Source organism: Capnocytophaga sp. CM59, assembly GCF_000293175.1.
Taxonomy (GTDB): domain Bacteria; phylum Bacteroidota; class Bacteroidia; order Flavobacteriales; family Flavobacteriaceae; genus Capnocytophaga; species Capnocytophaga granulosa.
Genome location: NZ_ALNN01000038.1, coordinates 68,616 through 82,041, shown reverse-complemented (window position 1 = coordinate 82,041; position 13,426 = coordinate 68,616). Strand labels below are relative to the sequence as shown.

The 13,426-nt window shown below is 44.2% G+C and carries 13 protein-coding genes and 3 tRNA genes; 1 reads left to right on the top strand and 15 read right to left on the bottom strand.

Translation table 11 applies throughout. The features are described from left to right. Window positions 1-18: 18 nt before the first annotated feature. From HMPREF1154_RS09480 to HMPREF1154_RS09450, 7 genes are all read right to left on the bottom strand, one after another. Window positions 19-91: transfer RNA gene (locus tag HMPREF1154_RS09480), tRNA-Gly, on the bottom strand. Between the two features lie 29 nt (window positions 92-120). Beyond that, window positions 121-203, bottom strand: a tRNA-Tyr gene (locus HMPREF1154_RS09475). Between the two features lie 35 nt (window positions 204-238). Beyond that, window positions 239-312: transfer RNA gene (locus HMPREF1154_RS09470), tRNA-Thr, on the bottom strand. A 130-nt stretch (window positions 313-442) separates the two neighbouring features. Then, entirely contained in the window at window positions 443-1,201 is a 759-nt protein-coding gene (locus HMPREF1154_RS09465) for a lysophospholipid acyltransferase family protein (RefSeq protein WP_009642366.1), read from the bottom strand. Window positions 1,202-1,213: 12 nt separating this feature from the next. Beyond that, window positions 1,214-2,452 (bottom strand): murein hydrolase activator EnvC family protein, encoded by a 1,239-nt coding sequence (locus tag HMPREF1154_RS09460; protein ID WP_009642328.1) that lies wholly within the window; start codon window positions 2,450-2,452, stop codon window positions 1,214-1,216. Beyond that, window positions 2,452-3,219, bottom strand: a complete 768-nt coding sequence (locus HMPREF1154_RS09455; RefSeq protein WP_009642297.1) for a DUF4292 domain-containing protein — start codon at window positions 3,217-3,219, stop codon at window positions 2,452-2,454. The genes HMPREF1154_RS09460 and HMPREF1154_RS09455 overlap by 1 nt, the downstream gene beginning before the upstream one ends. Before the next feature lie 71 nt (window positions 3,220-3,290). Beyond that, entirely contained in the window at window positions 3,291-4,304 is a 1,014-nt protein-coding gene (locus HMPREF1154_RS09450; RefSeq protein WP_034567251.1) for a helix-turn-helix transcriptional regulator, read from the bottom strand. A gap of 102 nt (window positions 4,305-4,406) precedes the next feature. On the opposite strand from HMPREF1154_RS09450, the gene HMPREF1154_RS09445 reads away from it, so the two are divergent. Next, window positions 4,407-5,231 (top strand): SAM hydrolase/SAM-dependent halogenase family protein, encoded by an 825-nt coding sequence (locus HMPREF1154_RS09445; RefSeq protein WP_009642344.1) that lies wholly within the window; start codon window positions 4,407-4,409, stop codon window positions 5,229-5,231. Window positions 5,232-5,419: 188 nt separating this feature from the next. On the opposite strand, the gene HMPREF1154_RS09440 is transcribed toward HMPREF1154_RS09445, so the two are convergent. From HMPREF1154_RS09440 to HMPREF1154_RS09405, 8 genes are all read right to left on the bottom strand, one after another. Next, window positions 5,420-5,926 (bottom strand): hypothetical protein, encoded by a 507-nt coding sequence (locus HMPREF1154_RS09440; RefSeq protein ID WP_009642334.1) that lies wholly within the window; start codon window positions 5,924-5,926, stop codon window positions 5,420-5,422. A 57-nt stretch (window positions 5,927-5,983) separates the two neighbouring features. Next, on the bottom strand, window positions 5,984-6,913 hold the full coding sequence (locus HMPREF1154_RS09435) for a bifunctional riboflavin kinase/FAD synthetase (protein WP_009642309.1): 930 nt from the start codon (window positions 6,911-6,913) through the stop codon (window positions 5,984-5,986). 6 nt (window positions 6,914-6,919) lie between these two features. Beyond that, complete coding sequence (locus HMPREF1154_RS09430) at window positions 6,920-7,720, bottom strand: rhomboid family intramembrane serine protease (RefSeq protein WP_009642324.1); 801 nt, start codon at window positions 7,718-7,720, stop codon at window positions 6,920-6,922. Between the two features lie 11 nt (window positions 7,721-7,731). Further along, entirely contained in the window at window positions 7,732-8,472 is a 741-nt protein-coding gene (locus tag HMPREF1154_RS09425; RefSeq protein ID WP_034567250.1) for a rhomboid family intramembrane serine protease, read from the bottom strand. A gap of 12 nt (window positions 8,473-8,484) precedes the next feature. After that, the gene (locus tag HMPREF1154_RS09420; protein WP_009642353.1) at window positions 8,485-9,411 is read right to left on the bottom strand and encodes an electron transfer flavoprotein subunit alpha/FixB family protein; all 927 of its coding nucleotides are present in this window, start codon (window positions 9,409-9,411) and stop codon (window positions 8,485-8,487) included. Between the two features lie 9 nt (window positions 9,412-9,420). Then, window positions 9,421-10,161, bottom strand: coding sequence for an electron transfer flavoprotein subunit beta/FixA family protein (locus HMPREF1154_RS09415; RefSeq protein ID WP_009642356.1), 741 nt, complete (start codon window positions 10,159-10,161; stop codon window positions 9,421-9,423). A 109-nt stretch (window positions 10,162-10,270) separates the two neighbouring features. Further along, on the bottom strand, window positions 10,271-11,761 hold the full coding sequence (locus tag HMPREF1154_RS09410) for a cellulose synthase family protein (RefSeq protein WP_009642337.1): 1,491 nt from the start codon (window positions 11,759-11,761) through the stop codon (window positions 10,271-10,273). 104 nt (window positions 11,762-11,865) lie between these two features. Then, window positions 11,866-13,377, bottom strand: a complete 1,512-nt coding sequence (locus tag HMPREF1154_RS09405) for a WG repeat-containing protein (RefSeq protein WP_009642289.1) — start codon at window positions 13,375-13,377, stop codon at window positions 11,866-11,868. Window positions 13,378-13,426: the final 49 nt, after the last annotated feature.

The following is a 13,426-nucleotide window of genomic DNA, read 5'->3' as shown; positions in this document are numbered from 1 at the left end:
CTACATCGGCTTTTCAAGAGCGGGAGACGAGGTTCGAACTCGCGACATTCAGCTTGGAAGGCTGACGCTCTACCAACTGAGCTACTCCCGCTTTTTAATACAATATGTCTTTCAAAATAGTGGGGAGAACAGGATTCGAACCTGTGAAGGTGAAAACCAGCAGATTTACAGTCTGCCCTCGTTGGCCGCTTGAGTATCTCCCCTCAAGTTAAAAATCAACAAATAACGATAAACATCGAGCCGGTAGAGGGATTCGAACCCACGACCCCGAGATTACAAATCACGTGCTCTGGCCAACTGAGCTATACCGGCAAAACAAACACTTATACCACAAAAAACAAGCGTCTTTTACTTCTCCTTTGCGAGGTGCAAATATACAACAATTTTTTGTTCTGACAACAAAAAAAATATTTTTTTTCAAAATAAGTTATTAACACCCCATTTATTCCTCTCCGCCCTTGATAAATGAGGGGTGTTGCTCTATGGCTAGGGCTACTTTTTCTACAATTTCCTCTACACTTTCTCTCTCATAATCTATCTCCAAGGGTGGTTTTATGCGCATACGTTGGGTAACACCCTTCTTTTTGACTATTATTCCCTTCTTGTCGAAGGAGCGGCGAAAGCCATCTATCACTATAGGTACTACGATGGGCTTATAGGTCTTGATAAGGTGGGCTGTCCCCTTACGAATGGGTTTCCATGGGGAGGTAGTACCTTGTGGAAAAGTAATCAGCCAACCGTCCTTAAGGGCAATCCCTATATTCTCTACATCTTCTGTCTTGACCTCTCTATGGATTTCCTTGCCCTTCTCTCGCCAAGTGCGGCTGACTTGTACTGCTCCTACATAGGCGAGAATCTTCGGTAGCAGCCCCGCATGCATGGTCTCGGTAGCAGCTACATAATATAGGTTGAGCTTAGGGTGCCATATATAGTTGATATTCTTAAGGCTATCCACCCGCCCACGGAGACTGGCATTGAAGACATGGTACATGGCTACCACATCGGCAAAGTAGGTCTGGTGGTTGGAGATAAAGAGTACTCCCTTATCAGGCAGGGTGCGGATAATCTCCGAGCCATCTATAAGCAAATGATTGAAGCCCCTATAACGGCGATGGGTCAAAGGGCCTAAGATACGTATGATCAGCCGCTTTATCCACAAGGCGTGCCCAAAGGGGTCTTGTTTCCATAGTCTAAATTTCATCTTGTTATATTTTTATTCTCTAAGCCAATGTTCGGGATTGAGCTTATTGGTGTTCTTATAGACAAAGAATTTCATTTCTGTTCGTCCCTCACTATCGGTAAAGATCTTGCCTAAGGGGGTTTTGGCGGAGACTTTTTGTCCCTTACTTACATATACTTGTATGAGGTTATAATATATGGTAATAAAATTCCCATGTCTCACCTGTACCGCCTTGTTGCCGCCAGGCACAGAGATGATAGCCGAGACTTCCCCATTGAACACACAGCGAGCATCGGAGTTGCGCGGTGCCATCAGGGTAATCCCATTATTGTAGTGTTTCAGATCGGGATACACTGGGTCGTCATAGGTGCCAAAGCCTTGGGACTTGTATCCACGCTCAATCGGCCAAATGAGTTTGCCCTTGTTGGCTTCAAAGTCCGAGGAGAGCGCTTGCCCTTCGGGGGTGAGGTCAAAGACCTTATCACTGCTTGTCTTGCCTGAGGTGGTGCCTGTGGTGGTAGTCTTGCCCTTGCCTTTTTTGTTGGCCTCGGCTATGGCAAGGCGAATCAATCGGTCTATTTCTCTGTCTATATTATTGGCTTGTGCCTGCTTTTTCTTTATCTCATTGGCATATTCGCTCTCTTTCTTTTTGATAGAAGCCACTAAACTTTCCTGTGTTTTGCGCTCTTGGGAAAGGCGCTCTTGCTCTTTTTGGTTATCCTCTACGATTTTGCGCTGGTGGTTATACTGGGCAGAAAGTGAATCGGTAAGCTGCTGCATGAGCGTGTTTTTCTCTTGTATTTCCTGGGCTTGTTGCTTTCTGTATTGGCTATATTGTTGTAAATACTTCAATCGCTTGTAGCCTTGGGCAAAACTCTCTGAGGTCAGCAGCAAGAGCCAACGGCTTTGGGGCGAACGTGTTTTATAGGACTGTTCGATCACTGCGGCATAGTTCTTCTTCAGTAGCTCCAACTCTTTTTTAAGGCTGGCTATCTGGCTTTGGTTTTCATTGATCTGCTGGGAGAGCAGGTTGGCCTGATGGTTGGTTACTCGAATCAGCTGGGTACGTGCGGAAATCTTTTCGCTGATCTCCTCTATTTGGGTAGCCAAGCTCTTGCGCTCCTGTGCTTGTTGGGAACGCAGGGCGGACATCTCTCGGATTTGCTCCAAGAGGGCTTTCTTCTGTCGCTCCAGTTGTTTTTGCTTTTGGGAGGTCTGGGCAAAAACGCATGTAAATGAGGTGATGAGTATGAATAAGAGAATACGATGCATTAGGGTTGGAAGGTTAAGGGTTGGTAACCAGCAGGTACAGTATAAGGGAATTTAACAGATACATTACGCTGTAAGTTGCTAAGTTGCAAGTTTAGCTGCACCTGCTCCCCCCCCTGACTGCCTTGTAGCAATAAGGAGAGCGGAAAGAGCTGCCCCTCCACTGTCTGATATGTATAAGCAGCAGAGAGAGAACGCTCTTGTTGAGTTTTTCCCTCTTGTACAATCAGCAAACTATCCATTCTGAAAGCGGTATTGAGAAAGAAAGACAAATCCAATTCGTCCTTTCTAAGTTCCCCCTTGTAGCGCTCCCCGTCAGGAGTGAAGGTTGTGTGTCGGTCACGGAAAAGCAATTGCCCTAAGAGCAAGTTCTCTAAAGCCTCAAAACCAAGATGTACCCCTAAATATTTTTCCGAGATGGAATAATCCCCCTCAAAATACGTATTGTCCAGCTTATTATAGAACTGTACCTTCTCCTTGGTAATCAGTGCCTTGGCCATCCCTAAGGGCGCACTAAGCCAGATGATTTCCCCCTTTTTCATTCTAAAAGACAATGGGATAGCCTGCCCGATCTTACCAACCCTGGAATAAGAAATGGTCAGTGTTCCAGCCAGTGTCTCAAAAGCGGGGAAAGTCTCTTGATGCTTTTCAAGAATTTCCTTTGTCTTGAGACGGCTATCGGCAGTGCCTTGTGTATTAGTTACCTTGGAGGTACGACAGCTTGTTAAAAGCACTGCCAAAAGTGTTATATACGCTAGTAATGATTTCATTGTGTTTTCTACTTTTAAAAGGGTAAAATTACAATATTTTCCTACATGCTTGGAAAATGACTTTTATTTTATCATATATTTAGTTTTTCTTCTGTGTAATTAGCAGCTGCTTTTTTAAGTAATGAGGATATCTTACGCCTTAGCCTAGAGGGAGCCAAGACAACTATACTATTGCCAAAGCCGAGAATAAGCCGCTCTAGCTCGTAATTGTACCGTACCCTGATGCGAAAGACCACCCCGTCCTCCCGTATCTCTACCACCTCTTGAGAGTGGTGAAAGGGCTTGGTGATCACATAATTAGCATTATTATTATCTATCCAGAAAACCACTTCCTCCACGGGGTTGCCACGGGAGAGGGTTACTCCTATGATGTCTTTGAAGTATTCGTTGGGGTCTATATTTTTATCAACATAAGGAATTGGTAAAATATTCACACTTTCCATACGGTCAAGGGCTAAGGTAAGCAGTTCTGACTTGTAAAAAGCAATGAGAAACCACCGATTGTTATACTCCTTGAGAAATTGTGGATGCAGCTCTAGCTCTTGGGCTTGCTTGGCCTTGAACGATTTGTAGACAATTGCCAAAGCCTGCTTATGTAGAATCGCCTGATAGATAGGATCTATATACTCCAATCCCCTAAGGTGCTCGTTTTTATCCATGTGAATAGCGGGTTGCTTGGCGCGGGAGAGGAATATGGAGTCCTCCAACCTATGTACAATACCGCTCATATGCTTAAAGAAAGAGAAATCCTTGAATTCCTTGAGAAAATCCACCGCCTCACGCATACGCTTGATGTCTTCATAGGGAATTTCCGTCTTGGTGATGCTGTATTGGGGATCGGCATAGCGGTAATACTTATTGTCAAAGACCTCTATGGGGGCATTGTATCCGATCTTATCACTGCGCATATTCTGAATATCAAGCTGTACGGTACGCTTACTGACGACACTATCCTTGCCCTCATACTCGGTGAGTGCGTCGGTACAGGCATCGATAAGATCGTCTATCGTCCAAAGGCGTGAGGTGTTTCTCAAGCATTTATCAATCGTTTTATACCGTATCAGTGCATTTTTGTTAGTGGCCATAACAGGTGAAAGAGAGTTCCTAAGGGGCAAAGATAAAAAGAAATTGGAAATATAGCAGTCAATTGGCAGTTTTTTCTTACATTTGTACGAGCAAACGAAGTTATGGACAATATCAATATCATTACCCTCACCACAGATTTCGGAGAGCAGGACTACAGCGTAGGAGCTCTCAAGGGACAGCTCTACAGCCTTATCCCTAAGGCGCGTATTGTGGATATCTCCCACCAAGTGGATCGCTATAGTATCACCGAAGCGGCCTATCTGCTACAGGGAGCTTATCGTCATTTCCCCGAAGGAACAATCCATATTATGGGGGTCAATAATGAACTCTCCGCCGAGCGAGGCCTCTTGCTCTTGGTATATGAAGGGCAATACTTTATCACTGCCGACAATGGTTTTATCGCCCTTTTCACCCGCAATAAGGAGGGAGCAGAGGTCTATCTGCTGGATTTGGAGGATAGGCGCTCTATCTTCCCCACCTTGGCATTTTCCACCAAGATAGCCCAGAGACTCTGCCAAGGGACACCTGCAACGGCATTGGGTACCCCCTATAGTGAACACCTATATATCAGCAACTTTATCCCTAAGGTACGTGCCCAAAGGATAGAAGGTAACGTGATCTATATAGACCATTTCGGCAATGTAGTGTCCAATATCACCGAGGCTCTTCTAAGAGAAGAAGCCAAGGGACGCCGCTTTAACGTGTATTTCCGCTACCAAAGTGTAGATAATTCTTCCGTAGAGGAGATCTGTACCCAATACAACCAAAAGGAGGGCAAACACTCCGCAGGTAATCCGTTCTTAGTCTTCAACCACCTAAAGTATCTAGAGATGGCCATTGACAAAGCCAATCCTAAATCCTTTGGCGGCAGTGCCAGCCTTATGGGTATTCATGTGGGAGATCCTGTAAGTATAGACTTTATATAAAAATAAAAGAGAGCTTTCGCTCTCTTTTACCAATTCTAACCACAAAATCTAATATATGAAAAACAATTTATCTTTTCTCGTTCTTTAACGGTGCAAAGATACAGCGGTTTTTTTCAAAGGCAACAAGTTTTCTATTATTTTTTTCTATAGAAGTATAAGGTTCTTTTATACAATTACAAAGTCAGGGGTTAGAAGTCAGGGGTCTCCTCTTCACTACTTACTGAGAGCTTAAACTTAGGCTCTAGGGTTACTTTTTTGGCTATATAGAAGCCGTCCTGCTTATAGTCTTTATAGACGAGGTAGAGGTTCTTAGTCCCTCTTATCAGTTGGAACAATTCCATAGGGTTCATGGCTCCATAGAAATCACTATAAAGAATAAAATTCTTCATATCCCCTTCATACACCAAGCGTCTTGGATTATCTCCTTTGTCATTGATATAGTAGAGCTCATACGAAGGCCAAGTCTTCTGATCCTCCTTGACATAGCTTTTCTTCAGTAGCCCCCCTTCTACCAAGAATTGTACGGAAAGACTGACTTTATCTTCTTTGTAGATACGATACTTAGCATACTCTATATCCTTCGACATCACCCCCACCGTATCTACTTGGGAATGCTTGTCTATGATGATATAGAGCTCATCCAACTTTTGTCCATAAGTCGTGGCGACAAAACAAAGGAAAAAGAGTATTCTCATTAGTGATTAGTGATTAGTGGTTAGTGATTAGTGGTTAGTGGTTAGTAACTGACACAATTAACAATTAACAATTAACAATTTACAATTATCCTCGTCCTTCTTCAGTTGTGCCTTGAGCGCCTCCAAGGAATCAAACTTGACCTCGTCCCTAATAAAATCTATAAAGTATAGGCGTATTTCTTGCCCATAGAGATCCGCATGGAAATCAAAGAAATGTACTTCTATACTCTCTCCTTTACCTTCTATGGTAGGATTTTTGCCTATGGAAAGCATCCCATAGACCTTTTTCCCCCCGATGATGCTATACACAGCATAAACCCCTATCTTAGGAATGATTTTGTATGGACTCTCCACCTGTAGGTTGGCCGTAGGATAGCCCAAGGTACGCCCTAATTTTTGACCATGTACCACCTTGCCTGCCAAGGAAAAAGGATAACCAAGGTAGTGGGTAGCCGTCTGTATATCCCCTTCGGTGAGTGCGTGTCGGATTTTAGTGGAACTGACCGAGCAAGAATCTACCTCCTGTACGGGGATTTCCTCCACTTGGAAATGGTATTGTGTCCCGAAGGCCTTAAGCTCCTCTATGCCTGCGGCTCGTCCCTTGCCAAAGCGATGGTCATAACCGATGATCACCACCCGTGCTCTGAGCTTCTCAACCAATAAGTTTCGCACATAGTCCTGTGCAGAAAGAGCGGCAAACTCCTTGTTAAAGGGCTGTATGACCAGCTGCTCTATCCCATAAGATTCCAATAGCTGAGCGCGCTCCTCTATGGTTTGGATCAGTGCAATAGGCGAGGAGGGATCAAGCACCATACGAGGGTGCGGAAAGAAAGTCAGTAGCGTAGGGGTGAGTCCTTGCGCTTTAGCTGTAGCTACCACCTGAGCGATGATACGCTGGTGCCCTACATGGATACCGTCAAAGGTGCCTATGGTCAGGACACTCTCCTTTGAGGGGTGAAAATGTGCTATATCAGTTATCAGTTGCATACTTAATTAATCCTCTTTGCTGGCAAGGAATAGGAATTTCTTCTCCTCTGTCGTTAGGCTATCATAGCCACTCTTGGAGATTTTATCTAAGATAGTGTTGACGCGCTCTTCGGCGGCTTGGTTGGGGTACTTACCCGAAGTGCTGGCCTTGGTGTTACCCTTAGGCAACAAGCGCGGGAAGCGTCCCTTGAGATGACATGCATAGAGAAAACCTACGAGCGCTCCCCCCAAGTGAGCTATGTGTCCCCCTGCATTGCCTATGGGAATACTGACCAAATCTATCAGTACCATCAGTGCCCCAATAGACCACAAGGGCAGGGAAAAGACTCCGAAAAGGTATATCCTATAAGAGGGCGTATAGGTAGCCAAGCATATCAGCGGTGCCATAATCCCTGCCGAAGCTCCCAAGAGGTAATCATCATGCCCAGCAAAGGCAGGCAATAGGCTATAGAGCACCATAAAGAGCAGCCCACCTGCCACGACCCCACCTATATAAATCGCTAAAAAACGCTTGGGGGTGAATAAGTTCATAAACAAGACCCCCACGAAATAGAGCATGATCGCATTGAAGACACTATGCAGAAAGCTCGCATGAAAAAAGCTGTAGGTGAGCCATGTCCAAGGTCTTTTGGCTAAAAGCGACACATGCTGCCAAAGCGCCAAATAGTCTCTTACAAAAGGAGTTTCTATCTGCCAAAGAAAAGCAATGAGCAGGGGAATGATATATCCCCCTATATAGGTTATCATCAGTATATAGATGATACTCAGGGAGTGCCTTCCCCATATATTTGCCAGTATTCTATTCATGCTCGGTTATCTTAATACAATCGGCGGTCATCAAATGAGCGTTTTTGCCAGAGCTTCATCAGTACAAAACCGATCAATGCGCCTCCTACATGGGCGAAATGAGCAATATTACTACCGAAGATAGAGACACCTGTTACTCCTGAGAACAAATCCAAGGCGATTAGGATCGGGATAAAGTACTTTGCTTTGATAGGAATGGGCAAAAACATAAGCATGAGTTCGGCATTGGGAAAGAGCATACCAAAGGCTACCAATATCCCATAGATTGCTCCTGAAGCACCTACTGCACGGGTCATATAGGCGGACATCATATCGTTAAAATCTCCTTGGGAGAGTACCTCTTTCCAACGGGTGTCATACATTCCTTTCTTCAAGAGCGCACGTGCTTCTTCTATTTCGAATCCTTTGCTTTGCAAGAGGTCAAGCCCTGTGTGAAACTCATAATAATTTACCCCCATATGTAGCAAACCTGCGCCTAGTCCACAAGCAAAGTAGAAAAGCACAAAGCGGTTGCTGCCAAAATAACTCTCCAAAGGTGCTCCAAAGGAGTAGAGGGCGAACATGTTAAAGAACAGATGTGGAATCGATCCGTGCATGAACAAGTGTGAGAAGAGTTGCCACCAGTGGAACTCTGGATTCTCAAAATAATAGAGCGCGGCCTTGTCTTGTATCACAGGCACAAAGACTGCCAAGATAAAAAACAGCACATTGGCAATAATCAAGTGCATGACTGCCTTGGTTATATTCATCATAGGCAAGGAGGATTAGGAGTGTAACTGCTTGATTTTCTCTGTCAGGCGTGGTACTACCTCAAAAAGGTCGCCCACAATACCATAGTCAGCTGCCTTGAAGAAAGGCGCTTCGGGGTCGGAGTTGATCACGACTTTCACTTTGGAGGCATTCACCCCTGCAATATGCTGGATAGCTCCTGATACGCCCAAAGCGATATAGAGATCACAAGAAAGGGGTTTGCCTGTCTGTCCTATATGTTCGCTATGAGGTCTCCAACCCATGTCGGACACGGGTTTGGTACAAGCGGTAGCTGCTCCTAAGGTATCGGCCAGGTCTTCCACTATATGCCAGTTGTCAGGAGTCTGCATACCACGCCCCCCTGAAACAACTATGGAAGCATCGTCTATAGAGACCTTATTGGTGAATTTTTCAGTGCCTACCACTTTGATTGTATCTTCTGACAAGACAGGAGTAAAAGTTTCCACTTCTGCCTGAACAGGTGCTTGCTTTATCTCAGTGGCATTACCTGCCAAGGTGATCACCTGCTTCTGTGCTAAAGGCAACCAAGCGATGGCTTTGGAGGAAAACACTACCTTCTGTACTTTCCCATCCTTAGGCAAAGAGCTTACATTGGAGATATAAGCCGCCCCCCACTTCACGGCCAATACGGGAGCTAAATAGCGGGTATTGGCGGAGCTGGGTAGCAGTATTGTAGTGGCTTGTTCTTTCTCGGCAGCTTGCAAGAGCAGTGCTACATAGTGCTTTACAGAGAAGTCTCTCAGCTGGTCGGAGCTTACCGAGAGTATCTTGTCCGCTCCATAGGTTTGCAATACGGTAACATCGGCAGCATTGACAGCAAGGGCTACCACCTTGTCGGACATGGCCTTGGCATAGGAGAGCGCCTCCAAGGTCTTCTTAGAAAATTGTCCTTCGTTATGTTCGGTATATACTAATATCATGTCGGGAGATTAAAATAGTTTTCTCTTGTTGTGTAGTTCGTCAATAAGCTCATCAAGGTTATCAGGGGCAATCATCTTGACAGGGGCTTTTTCAGCTGGTTTTTCTAAGTGGTCAATCACCACCTGAGTGGTAGCCTCCACCGCAGGGCGTACTTCCAAAGGTGCCTTGCGAGCGGCCATGATGCCTTTCATACTGGGGATACGCATCTGCTCTTCGGGAATGAGTTCTTTCTGAGCGGCTATGACCACTGGTAGAGGCACTTCCAAGAGTTGCTTACCGCCGTCTATCATACGACTAATTTGCGCTTTGTCGCCCGCTACAGAAAAAGCGGTTACCTCATCTACAAAGTTCAGATCAAGCAAAGCAGCCAACATACCGCCGACCATACCGCCATTGTAATCCAAGGATTCGCGCCCGCAGAAAATAGCATCGTAGCCCTTAGCCACTGCGGCCAACTGCTGTGCTACAAAGAAACCATCGGTAGCAGTAGCATCGATACGCATCATTTGGTCTGCCCCATAGGCAAAGGCCTTGCGCAAGACAGGTTCGCTATCGGAAAGCCCCACATGCACCAAGGTAATATGAGCGCCTTGCTCCTCCTTGAGCTGCAAGGCGCGTATAAGAGCAGCCTCGTCGCTGGGGTTAATTATAAACTGCACTCCAGCAGGGTCAAAAGCCTTCTGGTCAGCAGTGAAATTTATCTGTGAAGTGGTATCAGGTACCTGATTGATGCATACTAATATCTTCATGAAAATATTTTTTTACTTAAAAATTAATGACTTGTGACTAATGACTAATGACTAGTGACTAATAGTTCTCTGATTATTAGTCACTAGTCACTTGTCATTAGTCATTATCTTACGATTTCGGAACCAATGACTTATAGAACACAAAGCCAAAGCCAAAGGTAAGCATCAAGTGGAAGGGGAACAACCCGAAGTCATTGAGCTTGATGCCGCTATAGAGTCCAAAAAGGAAATAGCACATAAGCAAGAACTCAAAAATCACATTGACTGAAATCTTGTTATTTACATATTTGTTGCCTTTCCAAGAGTCTTTCAGCGAGCTGATATTGAACTTAGGGGTGCGGACAAATTCGGTTTTCTTGCCCCAATAGCCCTGCAATACGGCCGATACATTGTGCCATGAAAAGCCCAAAGCCACAGAGAAGAAGCTCAAGAATAGAGTTACATAATCTATAAAGTCGTCAAAGGTCTTGCCCTGTATGTTCTTATAAGTAATCCAATAACAGCTAAAGAGGATGATGGTACTAGCGATAAAGAAGCTAGTGAGCTTGAACACCCAAGAAAGATGCGGATAAGCATCCTTGATGTACATCATCGGTACACTTAGGAGCGCCACAATAAATACATAGAGGAACATGGAGCTATTGAGCAGGTGCATCACCCCATGGAACTTAGTCTTCCAACCGATATTCTTGGAGGCTAAGATATTGCGAACCGACTTGCGGAATACCTCTGCCCCACCCTTATTCCAGCGGAACTGTTGGGAGCGTGCCGCAGAGACAACCACTGGCAATTCAGCGGGGGTTTCCACATCTTCCAAGTACTTGAATTTCCAGTTTTTCAACTGCGCACGGTAACTAAGGTCTAAGTCCTCGGTAAGGGTATCCCCTTCCCAGTTACCTGCATCCAAGATGGTTTTCTTTCTCCAGATACCAGCCGTACCATTGAAGTTGATAAAATGGCCTTTGCTATTGCGTCCCACCTGTTCCAAAGTAAAATGGGTATCAAGGGCAAGAGCTTGTATCTTGGTGAGCAAGGAGTAGTTACGGTTGATGTGTCCCCAGCGGGTCTGTACCACTCCGATTTTTTCATCCTTGAAATAAACAACCGTCTGTTTGAGCCAATCAGGCTTAGGGAGGAAGTCAGCATCGAAGATAGCAATGAAATCACCTTTGGCAATAGCAGTACCATACTTGAGGGCACCTGCCTTAAAGCCTTCGCGTTTTTCACGACGGATATGCACTATATCGAGGCCTGTTTTCTGTAGGCGCTCTATGATGCTTGCTGTCTCGGCTACCGAATCATCGGTAGAGTCGTCCAAAACTTGGATTTCCAATTTGTTCTTAGGGTACTCCAGCTTGGCAATATTTTCCAAGAGGCGAGGTACCACATACTTCTCATTATAAATGGGAAGCTGCACCGTCACGTAAGGAATCTCATTGGGATCCAAGAGATTGAATTTTGGTGCTTCACTGTTCTGCTTCTTATTCTTTAGATAATTCACCGAAAGGTTCAGTATCGTAAGGCTATAAAAGAAGATCAGCAATAGTGCTAAACAATAGATAGCCACTACTGTATAGGTTATGATAAGTCCTAAATCCATATGAAAGTGGTTTTAAATCAGGGGGCAAAAGTACGCATTTTTTCTAACAAAACAATGTTAAATGTTATTTTTTTGTGAAAAGAAAAGTTTGTGACGCAAGAGGTCTATTCTTTAGGGGCGTTTTGGCAATTTTCCACACATTTGCCCTCTCTATCTATATAGAAAGACTTGCCTTGATAAAAAACTTCAACTGCCGCTTTCTCACTGTGCGTGGGCCATATCTTGTCAAATTTTATGGGAAGCAACTCCTTACCCTCAAGATTATACAATCCCACTTTCCCCTCACGATACACGGGTATAATGCCTTGCTCTAAATAATCTTCTATTTCTATATGAGTATAAAAATTCTCTGGTACTATTACTTTGCCTTCTTTGGTAAGTACGGAAGAGAAAAACTCTCTCATAGTAAGGAGTATGAAATCTCCTCCCTTCAGCTCATTAGGTATCAACCTATCATATATCACTGGGATTACTTCTTTACCTTTTAGGTCAAACATCCCTTGCTTGCTATCCAAAACTACAAAGGCATGATTAAAAGCCACCCACACTTGGGTGAATTTGGCAGGAATCACCTCTCTGCCTCGCTTGTCTACAAGACCTTGTAACCCGCCATTTCCTACCACTGTAAAGTTGTCAGTAGTTTTACCTATGAACTCATAACGAGACCGCCAGCCTTTTTTGGGTTTTTGAGCCTTATCTTTTTCTAACTGTTCGCAGTCTCTCACACAATTACCTGTCTTGTCTATTACAAAGCTTGTTTCATAGATTGATACATAGGTAGTTCCTTTTTCAAACCTACCTGCATAAGAATAAGCAAAAGGAATGACCACCTTTCCCTCCGTGTCTATATACCCCCATTTGCCCTCTTTCTTAACAGCAGCTAAGCCTTCACTAAATTTCCCGGCATTTTCATATACTAAGGGAACAATTTCTTTGCCTTGAGGATTTACAAATCCTTTCTTATCATCCTTAGTAACCACAGAAAAACCTTCTTCAAAAGGCTGCGCATCATCATACACAAAGGAGGTAAGAGGCTTGTTTTTCTTATTGATAAAGCCCCATTTGTCATTCTTCTTCACGGGGACAGTTCCTTGTTCAAATGCCCAACCATCGGCGTATTGTAACGGTATAACCTCCTTGCCTGTGGCATCTACATAACCACACCCTGCATTTCTTTTATAAACCAAAGCCATACCATCAAAGAATCTACCCACGGAATCATACTTGATAGGCACGACTATTTTGCCTGTCTTGTCAATAAAGCCTTTCTTGTCTGTTTCCACATCTTGTACACTGAAAAATCCTCCTACACAGAAGCCTATAGACTTATATTGGCAAGGCACGATAAACTTTCCTTTTTTGTCAATAAGCCCATATAAGTCATTACGAACCACACGGCTCACCCCTTCATCAAAAGAATAGGCTTCATCAAACACAGCAGGGATTACCAGTGTTCCTTTTTCATTTACAAAGCCCCATTTTTTGTTATGGAGCCATACAGCAGCCAAGCCATCATGAAAATCATCCACTTGCCTATACTCATCGCGCCATGGCTCATTCTGAGCATGCAGCGAAGAAAGCAAGAAAAACAATAGAAAACTAAGAGTGTATTTCATTTTTATCTGTTTAATGTGACAAATGTATAACTTTTATTGCAAACAATGA